Annotated in this window: 15 protein-coding genes, 1 tRNA gene and 1 pseudogene; 14 read left to right on the top strand and 3 right to left on the bottom strand. The window is 69.4% G+C overall.

Translation table 11 applies throughout. The features are described 5' to 3' along the window. Positions 1–319: 319 nt before the first annotated feature. The 12 genes from KF684_13715 to mntR all read left to right on the top strand — a co-directional run bounded on the left by KF684_13715 (position 320) and on the right by mntR (position 10,811). On the top strand, positions 320–1,135 hold the full coding sequence (locus KF684_13715; protein MBX3353982.1) for a hypothetical protein: 816 nt from the start codon (positions 320–322) through the stop codon (positions 1,133–1,135). A gap of 744 nt (positions 1,136–1,879) precedes the next feature. Beyond that, the gene (locus tag KF684_13710) at positions 1,880–2,890 is read left to right on the top strand and encodes a rod shape-determining protein (protein MBX3353981.1); all 1,011 of its coding nucleotides are present in this window, start codon (positions 1,880–1,882) and stop codon (positions 2,888–2,890) included. Between the two features lie 62 nt (positions 2,891–2,952). After that, positions 2,953–3,327, top strand: a complete 375-nt coding sequence (locus KF684_13705) for a four helix bundle protein (GenBank protein ID MBX3353980.1) — start codon at positions 2,953–2,955, stop codon at positions 3,325–3,327. A 45-nt stretch (positions 3,328–3,372) separates the two neighbouring features. Then, complete coding sequence (locus KF684_13700) at positions 3,373–4,251, top strand: hypothetical protein (GenBank protein ID MBX3353979.1); 879 nt, start codon at positions 3,373–3,375, stop codon at positions 4,249–4,251. Next, positions 4,248–4,811, top strand: coding sequence for a hypothetical protein (locus KF684_13695; GenBank protein MBX3353978.1), 564 nt, complete (start codon positions 4,248–4,250; stop codon positions 4,809–4,811). The genes KF684_13700 and KF684_13695 overlap by 4 nt, the downstream gene beginning before the upstream one ends. Before the next feature lie 68 nt (positions 4,812–4,879). Then, entirely contained in the window at positions 4,880–5,644 is a 765-nt protein-coding gene (locus KF684_13690) for an ABC transporter ATP-binding protein (GenBank protein ID MBX3353977.1), read from the top strand. A 32-nt stretch (positions 5,645–5,676) separates the two neighbouring features. Further along, positions 5,677–6,183, top strand: a complete 507-nt coding sequence (locus tag KF684_13685; protein MBX3353976.1) for a crossover junction endodeoxyribonuclease RuvC — start codon at positions 5,677–5,679, stop codon at positions 6,181–6,183. A gap of 92 nt (positions 6,184–6,275) precedes the next feature. Next, the gene (locus KF684_13680; GenBank protein MBX3353975.1) at positions 6,276–7,301 is read left to right on the top strand and encodes a zinc ABC transporter substrate-binding protein; all 1,026 of its coding nucleotides are present in this window, start codon (positions 6,276–6,278) and stop codon (positions 7,299–7,301) included. Positions 7,302–7,378: 77 nt separating this feature from the next. Then, the gene (locus KF684_13675; GenBank protein MBX3353974.1) at positions 7,379–8,122 is read left to right on the top strand and encodes an ABC transporter ATP-binding protein; all 744 of its coding nucleotides are present in this window, start codon (positions 7,379–7,381) and stop codon (positions 8,120–8,122) included. Further along, entirely contained in the window at positions 8,119–9,078 is a 960-nt protein-coding gene (locus tag KF684_13670) for a metal ABC transporter permease (GenBank protein MBX3353973.1), read from the top strand. Before KF684_13675 ends, KF684_13670 begins: the two co-directional genes overlap by 4 nt. Then, positions 9,075–10,376, top strand: coding sequence for a metal ABC transporter permease (locus tag KF684_13665; protein MBX3353972.1), 1,302 nt, complete (start codon positions 9,075–9,077; stop codon positions 10,374–10,376). Before KF684_13670 ends, KF684_13665 begins: the two co-directional genes overlap by 4 nt. Before the next feature lie 9 nt (positions 10,377–10,385). Beyond that, complete coding sequence (gene mntR, locus KF684_13660; GenBank protein MBX3353971.1) at positions 10,386–10,811, top strand: manganese-binding transcriptional regulator MntR; 426 nt, start codon at positions 10,386–10,388, stop codon at positions 10,809–10,811. Here mntR and KF684_13655 read toward each other — a convergent pair. Further along, positions 10,800–12,626, bottom strand: a complete 1,827-nt coding sequence (locus tag KF684_13655; GenBank protein ID MBX3353970.1) for an aminopeptidase P family protein — start codon at positions 12,624–12,626, stop codon at positions 10,800–10,802. The genes mntR and KF684_13655 overlap by 12 nt on opposite strands. Positions 12,627–12,776: 150 nt before the next feature. On the opposite strand from KF684_13655, the gene KF684_13650 reads away from it, so the two are divergent. Together KF684_13650 and KF684_13645 are read left to right on the top strand one after the other, a co-directional pair. Continuing rightward, the gene (locus KF684_13650; protein ID MBX3353969.1) at positions 12,777–13,241 is read left to right on the top strand and encodes a hypothetical protein; all 465 of its coding nucleotides are present in this window, start codon (positions 12,777–12,779) and stop codon (positions 13,239–13,241) included. Between the two features lie 63 nt (positions 13,242–13,304). Beyond that, positions 13,305–13,376, top strand: a tRNA-Gly gene (locus tag KF684_13645). Between the two features lie 272 nt (positions 13,377–13,648). Here KF684_13645 and KF684_13640 read toward each other — a convergent pair. Both KF684_13640 and KF684_13635 read right to left on the bottom strand, forming a co-directional pair. Beyond that, positions 13,649–14,704 (bottom strand): annotated as a pseudogene (locus KF684_13640) (tyrosine-type recombinase/integrase). Between the two features lie 51 nt (positions 14,705–14,755). Beyond that, a complete protein-coding gene (locus KF684_13635) occupies positions 14,756–14,899 on the bottom strand; it encodes a helix-turn-helix domain-containing protein (protein MBX3353968.1) in 144 nt (47 codons plus the stop codon). Positions 14,900–15,414: the final 515 nt, after the last annotated feature.

Genomic DNA, 15,414 nt, shown 5'->3' with positions numbered 1-15,414 from the left:
TGGCTCGCAGCCCTGCGGGCTGCTCGCCGTCCTCTCCCCGCGAGCGGGGCGAGGAGGCGGGAGCGATGCGCATCTCTCTTTCCGGCCCCCTCTCCCCTGAGGGGAGAGGGCTGGGGTGAGGGGTTCGGAACTGACTGGTGTGATGATTCCGATCGGACCTCCCGTGGCACGGCTGCGCCGTACCACGCCACCCATCTTCCCATCTTCCTGCTCCCTACTCCCTGCTCCCCACTCCCTTCCCAGAAAGTGTTTGGAGATCCTCCGTTCCTGCGGTACCTTCTTCTGAGCACAAGGGGCCGAAGTCCCGGAGGAGATCCGCATGCGTATCCGTGAAGGTGTCATCGCGTTGTCCGCCGCGGCGGTGGTGTGCGCGAGCGCGCTCGCGTCCCACCCCGTCACCACGATCCACGGGCATGAGTTCGTCACGGTGGGCGCGCCGGGCAACGCGGCGATCGTTCTGCCGCAGATCAACGGGATCGGGCCGCTGACGCCCATCGGGGCCGTCGATCGGGCCTTCCGCGTCACACGCAACGAGGTGACCCGCGGCCAGTGGCTGGGCTTCATGGACGCATACCGGCCACATTTGACGCTCGGCGACTTCGGCGGCATGCAGTTCACTGGCGGAGCCGCGCAGTACGCCGGGATCGGCCCCGACGGCCTACCGCAGTATCAAGTGCTCTCGCCACAGCTCGCGAACCTCCCGGTGACGCCCTCGTGGACTTATGTCGCGCGCTTTATGAACTGGATGCACAACGGCGCCAAGCCCATCCACGAGGCGACCTTCGACGACTTCCACACCGGCGCGTACAACATGAACGACTTCGGCACCACGACGCCGGTGGTCCGTCAGGAGGGCGCGCGCTTCTTCATGATGGACTACGACGAGTGGACCAAGGCGGTGTACTACGACCCCAACCGCTTCGGCGAGGGCCAGGGTGGGTACTGGACCTTCCCCGACGGCAGCAACACGCCGCTGGTGCAGGGCCCGCCTCCCCCGGACGGCCACGGCGAGACGAGCGGGGGCTACGCGTGGGGCGGGATTGCGCCGCCCCCGGTTGGGGCCTACGGGGTGGAGACGCCGTGGGGTTTGCTCGACGCGTCAGGCGGCGCGCGAGTGGCTGGAGCGTCTCGGTGATCAATTCCCGCCAGAGACCTTCAATCTGAAGCCTGCCGCGGGCAGCTGGGCGGGTTCATCGGCCAACGGGAGTGAGCAGTTCGACCGGCTCGGCTGGATGGGCGGAGGCGCAGCGTCTGGCTCTCTGTTTGGTTTCCGCATCGCGACCGTCATCCCGGCCCCGCCGGCGGGCGCGGTGATCGTCGGCGCGATGGTGTTTGCGGCGCGCAGGCGGCGCTGAACTCCCGTCCCCCCCTCCCGCTCGCGGGAGGGGGCAGGGGGAGAGCGAACGAGCAAGCGTCAACCTTCTGAAGACCCTCCCCTAACCCCTCCCGCGAGCGGGAGGGGGACCGGAGCACGCCTGCCCGTTTTTCCCTCTGCGCACGCTGCGTCCTCAGCGTTGAATCTCTTCTCGCCGTGGCACGGTTGCGCGTGCACCACGCCACCCGACGCTCCCCTTCTCCCCCCATTGCCCATTGCCGACTGCCCATTGCCCCTCCCCTGCTGCCCGCTCAGCCCTCCCTGCTCCCTCCCCCGACCATTTTTCTCGGCCCTTCGCGTCAGGCGAGCCCCCTATCTTTCCGATAACCTCTGCGGCGTCCGGACTTGCCGGGCGTCGCCCAGCGTCGGCGGCGTCTTGCCGCCGGACATGATCGTGCGCCCAGGCCGCGCCCGCTCGTGTCCGTCTCGACCCGCCCCTTCCCCTGCCTGCGAGGGCCAACCGTGCCCCTTCTCGACTCGCTCCTCAGTCTTTTCAGCGTTGACATGGGAATCGACCTGGGCACCTGCAACACCCTTGTTGCGGTGCGCGGGGAGGGCATCGTTCTGAATGAACCCTCCGTGGTCGCGGTGCGCAAGGGCACGAACCAGGTGCTGGCCGACGGCAACGCCGTGGGCTGGATGGCCAAGGAGATGCTGGGCAAGACCCCCGGCACCATCACCGCCGTGCGTCCTCTGAAGGACGGCGTGATCTCCGACTTCGAGATCACCGAGGCGATGCTGGCGTACTTCATCCGCAAGGTGAACGGGAAGACCCGGTTCTACGGGCCGCGCGTGGTCATCGCGGTGCCCTCGGGCATCACGGCGGTCGAGAAGCGCGCCGTGCTGGACTCTGCCGAGCGCGCCGGCGCGCGCAAGGTGTTCCTGGTCGAAGAGCCCATGGCCGCCGGCATCGGCGCCGGGCTGCCCATCGTCGAGCCGACGGCGAGCATGATCGTGGACATCGGGGGCGGCACGACCGAGGTGGCGATCATGTCGCTGGCCGACATCGCGACCTGCGAGTCGATCCGCGTCGCGGGCGACGACTTCGACGAGTCGATCATCAGTTACCTCAAGAAGACCTACAACCTGATGGTCGGCGAGCAGACCGCCGAGCGCGTCAAGATCGACATCGGCAGCGCGTTCCCCCTCGAGCAGGAGATGACGCTGGATGTGCGCGGGCGCGACATGGTCAGCGGCCTGCCGCGCAAGATCAGCATCACCAGCGAAGAGATCCGCGAGGCGCTGCAGGAGCCGGTGACGGCGATCATCGAAGCGGTCACGCGCACCCTCGAGCGCGCCGAGCCCGAACTGGCGGCCGACCTGGTCGACAACGGCATCTGCCTCGCCGGCGGCGGCGCGCTGCTGCGCGGGATCGACAAGGTCATCCACAACGCGACGGGCCTCGAGGTCCGCATCGCCGACGACCCCCTCACCTGCGTGGCCCGCGGCACGGCGATCTACCTCGAACACCTCGAGGAATGGAAGCACACGCTGGAGCAGGATATGGAGATGTGATTGGGAAGGCAGTGGGGAGCGGGCAGCAGGGAGCAGGAAGAGGGGAACAGGAAGAAGGGCCAATGGGCGCGACGATCACCAGTTATCGCGATCTGTTGGCCTGGCAGAAAGCGTTCGCTGTCGGGTTGGATGTGTACCGGGTGACCGACATGTTTCCCGACCGTGAGCGATTCTCGCTCACCCAGCAGATGCGCCGCAGCGCGGTCTCCGTTCCGAGCAACATCGCCGAGGGGTATGGCCGGGGAAGCCGCGTGGAGTACCTTCGGTACCTCAAGATCTCTCGTGGCTCCTTGTGTGAACTCGAAACCCAGATGCTCTTCGCGATTGAACTGAAGTACGCGTCCGAATCGACGACGAATGAACTCCTCCGCTCCATCGAAGAAACCAAGCGCATTCTCGCCGGCCTGATCCGGAGCATCGAACGCCCCGCACTCTGACTTCTTTCCTGCTCCCTGCTCCCCACTCCCTGCTCCCTCTCACGAATGGCACGAGGAAGAACCAACCCCCGCCGAACGCTTGTCATCGCCGCCGCGGCGCTGGCTGTGCTCGCGCTGCTGCCCTCGCGGTTCACGCGGGTGGCGACCTCGTTCGCGGCGGAGCCGGCGCTGATCGCGCTGGCCCCGCCCTCGCGGGTGTTCACGCTGGTCGCGGATTTCCTGCGTCCGACGCGCGTGCGAGGGCTGGCCGACGACCCGGCGATCCGTGAGGTCGAGAACGCGCGCGACGAGTATCAGCGCCGGTGGCGCAGCGCCGAGCAGCGCGTGGGCGAGCTGGAGCGTCTGCTCGCGGAGCTGCAGGGCGGGCGGGCGCTCATCGCCGACGTGGGGTACACGCCCTTCGCGGCGCCGGTCATCGGGCGCGCCACCGACCCGTCGTCGGGGCAGCTCGTGGTTCGCGGCGGTCGCGATCGCGGCGTCAACCCCGGCGCGGTCGTGAGCGCCTCGGGCGTGCACCTGGTGGGGCGCGTGGTCGCCGTCAACGCGCGCACCTGCGAGGTGCTGCCGATCACCCACCCGGCGACGCGCTGGGTTCGCGTCGTGGTGGACACCGACGAGCCGGGCGCGCTGCCGATCGCGCAGATCCAGCCGGCGGGCCCGAGCGCGCGCGGGATGCTTCGCGGCGAGCTCGACGCCGACTCGCCGCCGGTGCGCGTCGGGCAGGTCGTGCGCCTCGCGGACGACACCTGGCCCGCGAGCGCGCGCAGCATGGTGCTGGGCGAGATCGTCGAGGTCGCGCCGAAGGACTCGCAGCCGCTGCGCACCGTGATCACCGTGAAGCCCAAGATCGATCCCACGCGCGTCAGCCAGGTGTATGTCTGGATCGCCGACGCGCCGTCGGGCGCGCAGGAGGGCCAGCGATGAACCGCATCGCCTTCGCGCTGGCCGCGTGGATCGCCCTGGGCGCCGAGCTTGGTCTGAAGCCGGCGCTCGCGCTGGGCCAGACGAGCGTGGCCCCGTCGTTCGCGCTGATCCTGCTGGCGTTCGTCGCGATGTGGGCCGCCCCGGTCGCGGTGTATGTCGCGGCCATCACGGTGGGCGTGCTGCTGGACCTGACGCACCCCCCGATGCTGGCGAGCGGCGCGTCGTCGGTGGTGGTGATCGGCCCCTACGCGCTCGGGTGCCTGGCCGGGGCCTACGCCGCCGTCACCTCGCGCGGGCTGCTCATCAAGCAGAACCCGCTGTCGTTCGGCTTCGTCGCGCTGGTGCTGTGCGTGGTGATGCACGCGGTGGTCGTGACGCTGCTGCGTGTGCGCGCGAGCTATGACGACCTTTTGATCACTTTCTCTCACGAGGTGGGCGCGCGCCTGGGATCGTCGGTCTACACCGCGGTTCTCGCGCTCCTGGCGGGGCCGATCCTGCGCCTGCTCATCCCCGTGTTCGGGTTCCCGGCGTCGCTGACCTCGCGAGGGCGCCGGTTCTGAGGGTTGCTCCGATGCGACCGGGGGGCGTCGCGCCGGTAGACTCGGACGCGATGACCATGCTCGATGCCATGCCGACCGCCCAGCGGGAGCCCTGCCCCGTCCCCCCCAACGCGACCCCGGTCGCCGAGCTGCGCCAGATCCGCAAGGTCTATTACAAGCCCGACGGCTCGGTCCTCGTCGAGGCCCTCAAGGACCTCGATCTGACCATCTACAAGGGCCAGTATGTCGCGATCATGGGCGCGTCCGGCTCGGGCAAGAGCACGCTCATGAACATCCTGGGCTGCCTCGACCAGCCCACCGGGGGGCAGTACCTGCTCTCGGGCACGCCCATCGAGGAACTCTCCGACACCGAGCTCTCCGAGTTTCGCGGCAAGACGATCGGCTTCGTCTTCCAGGCGTTCAACCTGATCCCGCAACTCTCGATCGAAGAGAACGTCGAGGTCCCGCTGTTCTATCAGGGAATCCCCAAGATCACCCGTCGCGAGCGCTCGCTCCAGAAGCTCGACCTCGTCGGGCTGGGCAACCGCGTGGGGCACCGCCCGAGTGAACTGTCGGGCGGGCAGCAGCAGCGCGCCGCGATCGCGCGTGCGCTCGTCACCGAGCCAGTGATCCTCATGGCGGACGAGCCCACCGGCAACCTCGACTCGACCACCGGCGAGGCCATCCTCCAGATCATCGAGAACCTCCACGCGCAGGGCATGACCATCGTCATGGTCACCCACGACAACAAGATCGCCAACCGCTGCGAGCGCATCGTCCGCCTCAAGGACGGCGTGCTCGAGTACGACATCAAGGGCGGCGGGCACCCCGACAACAAACCCGGCGCCGCCTGAGCGCACGCCTCGGGATCGAGTACCATCCGCCCATGCGGATCCTCGGCGTCGATCCCGGACTGCTGCGCACCGGCTACGCCTGTCTCGACTGCGCCGACGGATCGCTCACCCCCACGGTCATCGAAGCGGGCGTGTTCCGGCTGACGCGCGGCGCCAGCGTCGCGCAGCGCCTGGTCGAGCTCGAGCACGACCTCGCCGACGCGATCGAACGCCTGCGACCAGACGCCGCCGCCGTCGAAACGCTCTTCTCGCATTACAAGCGACCCACCACCGCCGTGGTCATGGGGCACGCGCGCGGCGTCATCCTGCTGACCATCCAGCGGGCCGGGCTCGCCCTGCACGAACTCGAACCGGCAACGGTCAAGAAATCGCTGACCGGCGCCGGACGCGCCAGCAAGGAACAGGTCCAGCGGGCGGTGCAGGGGCAGCTCCGACTCCCCGCGATGCCCGAGCCCCCCGACGTCGCCGACGCGATCGCGATCGCTCTCTGTGCCGCGCGCCGGCGCGTCTTCGACCAGACCCCCACCCGGAGCGGATAACCCCCGGACGCCCCTCAGGGCGGGCCCTCGCTTGACCGATATGTAACTCCGGTTACAATGCGCACCGTCACCGGACCCCCTGCGAGGCGACCATGCTCCGACAGACTCTCCGAATATCGCTGGCACTGACCCTGTTCGCGGCCGCGCTTGTCGGCTGCGGTGAGCGCGAGCGTGCGGGCGCCCCCGCTTCCGACGCGCCAGCCGCCGCCGAGCCGAGGTTCCGCGCCGTCGCGACGGTCGCGATGATCGGCGACGCGGTGCGCGCCGTCGCCGGCGATGACGTCGAGGTCGAGTCCCTCATCGGCCCGGGCGTCGATCCGCACTTGTTCCGCCCGACCTCGACCGACATGCAGCGACTGCTGCGCGCCGACGTGGTGTTCGCCAACGGCCTGCAGCTCGAGGGCAAGATGCTCGAGACCTTCGCGAAGATCGCCGAGAGCGGGAAGAAGGTCTATTTCCTCGCGGAGCGCGTGAACCCGGCGCTCGTGATGCGCGACGGCGAGTCGGCCGATTCGCCCCCCGACCCGCACCTGTGGATGGACCCGCTGGCGTGGGTCGCGGTGACCGCCGCGGCGCGCGACGCGCTGGGCGATTTTGATCGCATCGGCAGCCCCACCTACACGCGCCACGCGGACGAGTACACCGAGAAGGTGCGCGCGCTCCACGAGTACGCGAAGGGCGTGCTTTCCACCGTGCCCCCCGATCGGCGCGTGCTGGTCACCTCGCACGACGCGTTCGGGTACTTCGGCGCCCGGTACGGCTTCGAGGTCGTCGGCATCCAGGGCATCAGCACCGAGAGCGAGGCCGGGCTTCGCGACATCCAGCGCATCGTCGACATGATCGTCGAGCGCAAGGTCCCGGCGGTGTTCACCGAGAGCACCGTGAGCGATCGGAGCATCCGCGCGATCATCGAGGGCGCCAGGGCGAAGGGCCACAGCGTCGCGATCGGGGGCACGCTCTTCTCCGACGCGATGGGCCCGGCCGGGACCTACGAGGGCACCTACCTTGGAATGATCGACCACAACGTGACGACCATCGCGCGAGCGCTGGGCGGGACGGCGCCCGAGCGGGGCATGGCGGGGCGTCTGGGCGCGCCGCGGGCCGGGGCCCGGGAGTGAACCCATCCCTTCGAGACGACACGACGCTGATCGGTCGCGCCGAACACTCGCCCGACGCGCCGCTGTCGGTGCACGACATGACGGTCGCGTACGATCGCAGGCCGGTGCTGTGGAATGTGGAATTCGAGGCCCCGCGCGGCGCGCTGGTGGGCATCGTCGGGCCAAACGGCGCGGGCAAGTCGACCTTCATCAAGGCGTGCCTGGACCTGCTGCCGCGCCTGTCGGGCGAGGTGCAGTTCTTCGGCAGGCCGTACCGCGCGCAGCGGAAGCGGATCGGCTATGTGCCCCAGCGGGAAAGCGTGGACTGGGACTTCCCGGTGAGCGCGCTCGACGTGGTGACGATGGGGACCTATGGCGCGCTGGGGTGGCTGCGCCCCGTGGGCCGCGCGCAGAGGCGTGATGCGATGGAATGCCTGGAGCGGGTGGGCCTCGCGGACTTCGCGCAGCGCCAGATCAGCCGCCTGTCGGGAGGCCAGCAGCAGCGCGTCTTCCTCGCGCGGGCGCTCGCGCAGCGCGCCGAGGTCTATTTCATGGACGAGCCGTTCGCGAGCGTCGACGCCGCCACCGAGAAGGCGATCGTGGACGTGCTCCGCACGCTGCGCGCCGAGGGCAAGACCTGCCTCGTGGTGCACCACGACGTTCAGACGGTGCGTGAGTACTTCGACCACGCGCTGCTGCTCAACACGCGCGTCGTCGCGGCCGGGCCGACGAGCGTGGTCTTCACCGACGAGAACCTCCGGCGCACCTACGGCGGGCGTCTGACGCTGCTGGATCAGGCCTCGGAGCGGCTGGGCGTCGCGGCGCGGGGGCAGCCCTCGTGATCGACGCGCTGCGAGAGTTCGTCGAGGCCGTCACGCTGCAGGGCGGTTCGACGGCGCGCGTCGTCGTGCCCGGCGTGAGCGCCATGGGCGCCGTCGCCGGGGTGTGCGGCGTGTACCTGCTGCTGCGCCGGCGCGCGCTGCTGGGCGACTCGATCAGCCACGCGGCCCTGCCGGGCGTGTGCGTCGCGTTCCTGCTCGCCGGCGCGCTGGGTCTTGATCAGCGCTCGCTGGCGCTGCTCGTGATCGGCGCGGGCGCGACGGGGCTGCTGAGCGTGGCCTGCGTGCGCGCGCTCGAGCGCACGCCCCACATCAGGCGCGACGCCGCGATCGGCGCCACGCTGGCGGTGTTCTTCGCGGTCGGCATCGTGCTCCTGAGCGTGATCCAGCGCCTGCCCGGTGGGAATCAGGCGGGGATCTCGCGTTTCATCTTCGGTCAGGCGTCGGCGATGCGCCCCTCGGACGCGTGGGCGATGCTGGCGGCCGCCGCGATCATCGGGGGCGCGTCGTTCGTGTTCGTGCGATCGCTCCGGGCCGTGTGCTTCGACGAGCCCTTCGCTCGCTCCATCGGGCTGCGCGCCGGGCTGATCGACTCGCTCGCGCTGACGGCGACGGGCGTCGTCGTCGCGCTGGGCCTGCAGGCGGCCGGGGCGCTGCTGATCGTCGCGATGCTCATCGTCCCGGCGGCGGCGGCGCGGTTCTGGACCGACCGTTTCGGCGTGCTTCTCGCGCTGGCGGGCGTGTTCGGCTTCGCGAGCGCGTGGGTCGGGGCGTCGTGGTCCGCGTCGTCGCCCGACACGCCCACGGGCCCGGCGATCGTGCTGGCGGAAGCGGCGCTGTTCGTGGTCAGCGCGCTGCTGGCGCCGCGCAGGGGCGTCGTGGCCGACGCGCTGCGCCGCGCGAGCGCGAGGCGCGCGATCCTGGCGCTGCGCACGCTCCCCGAGGAGGGAACGCGGTGATCGGCGACGAGTTCCTGGCCATCATGCTGCCGGCGATGCTGGCGGGCGCGCTCGCCGGGCTGTCGTGCGCGCTGATCGGGTGCTTCCTGGTGCTGCGTCGGATGAGCCTGATGGGCGACGCGATCGCCCACGCCGTGCTGCCGGGGCTCGTGCTCGCGTACCTGGTGACGGGGACGACCAGCTCGCTCGCGATGCTCGCCGGCGCGGCGTGCGTGGCGCTGGTCACGACGGCGCTGATCGAGCTGGTGCACAAAGCGGCGCGGGTCGAGGAGAGCGCCGCGATGGGGGTCGTCTTCGTCACGCTCTTCGCGATCGGCGTGCTGCTGCTCGAGCGCTACGCCGGTTCGAGGATCCATCTGGACGCGGACTGCGTGCTGTACGGGCAGATCGAGGGGATCCTGTGGTTCGACGCGCCCTCGCTCGCGACCCTGCCCCGCGAGGTGCGCACGCTCGGGCTGGTGAGCGCGCTGACGCTCGGGTTCGTTGTCGCGCTGTTCAAGGAACTCCGCATCACCTCCTTCGACCCTGCGCTGGCGCGGACGCTGGGTTTCCGCAGCGGTCTGGTTCGTTACGCGCTGATGTCGATGACGGCGATCGTCTGCGTCGCGTCGTTCGAGGCGGTCGGGTCGATCGTAGTCATCGCGATGCTCATCGTGCCGGCGATGATCGCCCGGCTGCTCACCGACCGGCTCGCGCCGATGCTGGCGCTGTCGGGGCTGATCGCTGTCGCGCTGGGCGCGCTTGGCGTGTACGCGTCGCACGCGGCGCCGGCGGCGATGGGCTTCGAGCACTCGGTGTCGGCGGCGGGCGGGATCGGCGTGCTGCTCGGGCTCGCGCTGGCGGCGGGAGTCGCGTTCTCGCCTCGCAGCGGGATGGTGTCTCGCGCCGTGCGACGGGCCCGCCTGTCGGTGCGCGTGCGCCGCGAGGACATGCTCGCGGCCCTGCACCGCTCGGGCGAGCGTGGCCAGGCGACCCTCTCGCGCGGCGCGCTGATCGATCGCGCCGGCGACGGGTGGCGGGCGCGTCTCGCGCTGCGCTCGATGCGCGCACGCGCCGAGATCGACGGGTCTGACAGCGGGTTCTCGCTGACCGAGCGGGGCGCCTCGCGGGCGCGCGACCTCGTGCGATCGCACCGGCTGTGGGAGTCCTACCTCGCGGAGCGCGTCGATCTTCCCACCGATCATCTGCACTCCCCTGCCGAGCGTCTCGAGCACGTCACCGACGACGCGATGCGCGACGAGCTCGCCAGACGCACCGGCTCGCCCCCGACCGACCCGCACGGGTCGTCGATCCCCTAAGATCGCCCGATGCAGCCCCAGCACGCACACACCAGGCGCTTCGAGCGCACGCGGCGCGACCACGAGACCGAGCTCGCGGAGGATTACGCCGAGCTGATCGCCGACCTGATCGAGCGCCGCGGCGAGGCGCGCGTGGGCGAGTTGGCGCAGGCGCTGGGCGTGACCCATGTGGCGGTTTCCCGCACGATCTCGCGCCTGCGCGACGCCGGGCTGGTCGACAGCGAGCCCCAGCAGCCGGTGACGCTCACGCCCAAGGGCGCGGCGCTGGCCCGGGCGTGCCGCGCGCGCCACGACCTGGTCGTGCGGTTTCTCATGATGCTCGGGGTGCGCGAGGAACAGGCGCACCTGGACGCCGAGGGCATCGAGCACCACTGCAGCAAGGCGACGCTCGACGCGTTCGCGCGCGAGATCGAGCGGCGCGAGTCAGCGGGCTGATGCGCCGTCGCGCAGCGGCGCGGTCGCGCTCGCGAGCCACCGCGCGTGCTCGTCGTCGAGCAGGGGCGTGAGCTCGTCGCGCACCCTCGCGTGGTAGGCGTCGAGCCATTCGACCTCTCGCTCGTCGAGCATCGCGCCGTCGACCAGCTTGAGCTGTATCGGGCAGAGAGTCAGCGATCGCACGCAGAGGAACTCGGTCTCGCCCTCGACGGGGCGGTCGTCGCGCACGATCTCGACGAGGTTTTCGATGCGTACGCCGAAGCGGCCCTCGGCGTAGAAGCCGGGCTCGTTCGAGAAGACCATGCCGGGGTGGAGCGGGAAGAAGCCGGTCGGCGTCGCGTTGATGCGCGGCGGCTCTTCGTGCACATTCATCGCGGCGCCCACGCCGTGGCCCGTCCCGTGCTGGTAGTCGAGCCCGAGCGCCCACATCCGCGATCGCGCGACCGCGTCGAGGGCCACGCCCTTCGCGCCGCGCGGGAAGCGCTGGAGGTCGAGGGCGATATGGGCCTTGAGAACCGCGGTGAAGCGCGCCCGGTGCTCGGGCGTGGGCTCTCCGAGGTGCACGGTTCGGGTGATGTCGGTCGTGCCGTCGAGGTACTGACCCCCGGAGTCGATGAGAAGCATGTCGGTGTCCGAGACCTTGAGCGCGGCGTCGGGCGTAGGGCGGTAGTGGATGATCGCGCCGTGCGGGCCGAAGCCGATGATGCTCTCGAACGACACGCCGACGAAACGGTCCTGCTGAGCGCGGATGGAGCGGAGTTTCTCGGAGACCGCGACCTCGTCGTGCCTGCCTTCGCGGCAGGCGGTCTCGAGCCACTTGAGGAACCGGACCATGGCGACGCCGTCGCGCCGGTGCGCGTCGCGCATGCCGCGGAGCTCGGCCTCGTTCTTGATGCCTTTGGCGAGGAAAATCGGGCTGCGCGAACGCTCGACGACGCGATCGCCGGCGAGGGAGACGATCCAGGCGCTGGTGGACTGCTCGTCGATCCAGAATCGTGCGCCGGCGGCGCTCAGCCGGCGCACCTCGGCCTCGAACGCGTCGTAGGGCATGACGCGCGCCACCCCCTGCAGGGCGCGCTTCGCCTCGGCGCCGAGTCGGGAGTCGTCGACGAAGAGGGTCGCGCCGTCGAGAGTGACGAGCGCGTAGGCGACGAACACGGGGTTGCAGGGCACGTCGGCGCCGCGGAGGTTGAAGAGCCACGCGACGGCGTCGAGGGACGCGACGGGGTGCGCGTCGGCGCCGTGCTTCTTCATCTCGGCGCGCAGCTCGGCGAGCTTGTCGGACGCGGCTTTACCGGCGAACTCTGGCGGGTGGACGCGGATCGGCTCTCGCGGCAGGGCGGGGCGATCGTCGCGCGACTCGTCGACGAGGTTGCGATCGACTTCGAGCAGGTGGATACGACGGCGCGCGAGGTCGGCGCGCAGCGCGTCGAACGCACCGGCGGTCAGCGTGCGCGGGTCGACGCCGACGCGAGCGCCCTCGGGCAGCTCGCTGAGCCACTTCTGCCAGGTGGGCACGCCGTGCGCGCCCTGGCGGAAGAGCTCGACCCCGGTCCCGCGGAGCTGCGCGCCGGCCTGGGTCCAGTAGCGCCCGTCGGTCCAGAGCCCGGCGCGATCGAGCGTGACCACTGCGTCGCCGGCGGAGCCGTCGAAACCGGTGAGGTACTCGCGCCGAAGCCAGCACTCGGGCACGTATTCGCTCTGGTGCGCGTCGGAGGAAGGAACGATGTAGGCGTCGACGCCCACGCCCAGGGCGTGCGCGGCGTTTCTCATGCGCTCGCGGAGCGCGTTGATTCTCGCGGGGATCATGCTCATGCGCAAAGGGTACCGCGTCCGCACGCCGCGGTTTCTGCGGTCACGAAACATTCCGAACGCAGCCCGAACCGGGTATACAACTCGGAGAGGAGAATTCAGTCTTTGGAAGTTTCCTTGCGGGGGCGTTTCAGCACGACTACTGTTCAGACAATGAAACAGGAAACTATGGTTCAGTTGTCGTCGCTCCTGCGCAAGCTGCACACCGAGCGTAATCATCATCTCGCCGCGGTCTCCGAGATCGACGCGGTGTTCGCCCGGTTCGGCATCGACCCCGAGACCGGCGGCGAGGCCCGTCGCGGGCCCGGTCGCCCTCGCGGCTCGAAGAACAAGAAGAAGCCCGGTCGCAAGAAGGCCGGATCGAAGAAGAAGGCCTCGAAGAAGAAGACCGCCAAGAAGCGCACCGCTCGCGGCAAGAAGGCCGGCGGCCAGCGCGTGCAGGGCGTGAAGCAGACGCTTCAGGAGTCCCTGACCTCGACGCCCCAGAGCCCCGCCGAGCTGGCGGACAAGGTGAGCAAGAAGGTCGGCCAGAAGGTGAGCATCACCACGCAGCTCCACATGCTCAAACGCGACGGGGTGGCCAAGGCCGTCGGTCGCGGGCAGTGGGTCAAGGCCTGAGCCGACGGGCCCCGACCGGCCTATTCTGATCCGACACGGGGCGGCCCCCGAGCCCCTGTTCACGCGGGTGTAGTTCAGCGGTAGAACGTCAGCTTCCCAAGCTGAATGTCGCCGGTTCGATTCCGGTCGCCCGCTTTCGTGTAACGCGTCGCACGCCCTCGCAAAGACGCGCTTTTTCCCGCAGAATTTGAGGGTTTCGCGACTCCGGTCTCTCGGCCGGGTTTTCGCACCGGCTGGCACGCCGAGGCGTCGTTTGGTGCCGTTTGGCGCACCGACTGCTGGGAATACTGCTGGGGGTTGCTGGAGGTGCTGGGGGTCGGTCCGCACGTGCCCGTGGCCGCCAGATCAACCCCGACTGGGGTGATGGTCGGAAGCTTCGCGACCGCTCGTGCCTGGTCGGCAAGTCGCAGGTCGGTGTAGTGGCGGAGCGTGGTCTTGATGTCCGCGTGCCGCATCTGCCGCTGAGCTTCCTGGGGCATGACGCCCGCCCGGGCGAGCATCGTGCCGGCGGTTGTCCGCAGGGCGTGGCGGTCCACCCGCCGGCCGGCGGCGTCGTACTCGGGAATCTTGGCAGCGGCCAAGTCCGATGAGAACGTCCGGGTTGTGGGGAGCGTCGGGAAGACAGTGTCCGCGGGCGATGCGCCTTTGGGCTTGGCCGCTGTCAGGGCCTGCACCACCTCCGCTGTGAGCGCGATCCAGTCGTCCCGCTTGGCCTTGCCGATACTCGCGCGGACCAGCATCGCGGCGTTGTGAAGGTCCACATCGCCCCAGGTGATCGATCGCATCTCCTTCATCCGAAGCCCGGTCATAGCGGCCACCAGGTAGACGAGCCCGCGTCGGTCCGAGGTCTGCACGAGCCGGGTGAGTTCCTCGGTCGTGAGCGCCCGGCGCTTCACACGCTGGTCCTTGGTCTCGTCGACTTTGGGCAGGTACTGGCAGGGGTTGTGGGGCAATCTCCCAGTCCGCACACACCAGTTGAGGAAGGCGATGACGGCGGACCGGACCGCGTTCACGGTTCGGGGCCCGATCGTCCGCTGCTTCTCCTCGCTCGCCTCCTCACGCAACTGCTTCACGGGCACCGACCTGAGCGCACGGAGATGGCGAGCGACCTTGATGGGCTCAAGGTCGGTCAGGTGCTTGGCACTGATGTCATCGATCATGCGGTTGAGCTGGATCTCAACGGTCCGCACGTGACGCGGATTGCACCCACGGTGGCGCAGGTCGGCGAGGTAGTCGGTGAGGTGTTCGCCGAGGGGGCTCTTTCGGTGCTGCACGAAGCCATCTGTGGCGGCGTCGATGATGCCCGTCTTGCGGAGCAGCTTGTCGGATTCGAGCTTCTGTGCGAGCTGCTCCGCGCGTCGCTTGTCCGTGGTTCGGCTGGACATCTCGCGACGGTCACCCTTGTGGTCATACCACTGGATGATCCATGGTCCCTTGCCTCCACGCTTGAAAACGGTCGCCATGGTGGCCTCCAATCCGCGGCGCGATCATACCTGCCGCCGAGTCCAAGTCGATCAGCGGTCGGAGCCGCTGGTGCGCTCTTCGATCCACTCGTTGAGAGCCTTCACGGGATAGAGCACCCGGGCACCAAGCCGGATGTGCGGGACCTCACCCGCGTTCGTCAGCGTCCAGAGCAGCCGCTCGCTGATCCCGAGCATCTGTGCCGCCTCTCGCCGATTGACCGTGAGGCGGGCTTCTCGGTTCGGTCTGGTACCAGGTTCCGGGTTCATGCCTCACCTCGACGGTCACGGAAGTTGCGGTCGTAGTGCGCCAGGACGGCCGTGCTGCGCGCAAAGCCCATGTGTGCCGCCAAATCCGCGGGACGCATCGCTTCCGCGGCGCGTTGTGCGAACGTGTTACGGAGTGCTGCGAGAGTCCGCTGTCGCCAAGGAGTTTCGGCGAGCGACCGCCGGAATCGCTTCGATAGCTCGACGCGGGCCTCACGCTGCACAGACACGAAGACCCGCCCAATTCCCGGCGCAAGGTCAGTGGTGGCGGATCGGCCTGAGTCCAATAGCGGGAAGAGTCGGCACAACCTCTCAGCTGGGACAAACACGTAAGGAGATCCCCACTCGCACGTTCGTCGAAGGCGGCGCAGAGCGTTGATGGTGTACGACGGTGCCGGGACGGTACGGTTGCAGCTCACGCTCGGAGAGAACGCGAGCACGGGGAC

This window comes from Phycisphaeraceae bacterium, from assembly GCA_019636675.1.
Taxonomy (GTDB): Bacteria; Planctomycetota; Phycisphaerae; order Phycisphaerales; family UBA1924; genus JAHBXC01.
Note: the sequence above shows the minus strand (reverse complement) of the source record. Positions and strands in the feature narration are given on the sequence as shown.

Bases quoted from the DNA above. Each gene is read 5' to 3' on its own strand.
- KF684_13635 (MBX3353968.1), bottom strand. From the start codon at position 14,899: ATGCTCGGGATCAGCGAGCGGCTGCTCTGGACGCTGACGAACGCGGGT.
- KF684_13695 (MBX3353978.1), top strand. From the start codon at position 4,248: ATGAACCGCATCGCCTTCGCGCTGGCCGCGTGGATCGCCCTGGGCGCC.
- KF684_13710 (MBX3353981.1), top strand. From the start codon at position 1,880: ATGGGAATCGACCTGGGCACCTGCAACACCCTTGTTGCGGTGCGCGGG.
- KF684_13685 (MBX3353976.1), top strand. From the start codon at position 5,677: ATGCGGATCCTCGGCGTCGATCCCGGACTGCTGCGCACCGGCTACGCC.
- KF684_13675 (MBX3353974.1), top strand. From the start codon at position 7,379: ATGACGGTCGCGTACGATCGCAGGCCGGTGCTGTGGAATGTGGAATTC.
- KF684_13715 (MBX3353982.1), top strand. From the start codon at position 320: ATGCGTATCCGTGAAGGTGTCATCGCGTTGTCCGCCGCGGCGGTGGTG.
- KF684_13705 (MBX3353980.1), top strand. From the start codon at position 2,953: ATGGGCGCGACGATCACCAGTTATCGCGATCTGTTGGCCTGGCAGAAA.
- KF684_13700 (MBX3353979.1), top strand. From the start codon at position 3,373: ATGGCACGAGGAAGAACCAACCCCCGCCGAACGCTTGTCATCGCCGCC.
- mntR (MBX3353971.1), top strand. From the start codon at position 10,386: ATGCAGCCCCAGCACGCACACACCAGGCGCTTCGAGCGCACGCGGCGC.
- KF684_13690 (MBX3353977.1), top strand. From the start codon at position 4,880: ATGCCGACCGCCCAGCGGGAGCCCTGCCCCGTCCCCCCCAACGCGACC.
- KF684_13655 (MBX3353970.1), bottom strand. From the start codon at position 12,626: ATGAGCATGATCCCCGCGAGAATCAACGCGCTCCGCGAGCGCATGAGA.
- KF684_13650 (MBX3353969.1), top strand. From the start codon at position 12,777: ATGAAACAGGAAACTATGGTTCAGTTGTCGTCGCTCCTGCGCAAGCTG.
- KF684_13680 (MBX3353975.1), top strand. From the start codon at position 6,276: ATGCTCCGACAGACTCTCCGAATATCGCTGGCACTGACCCTGTTCGCG.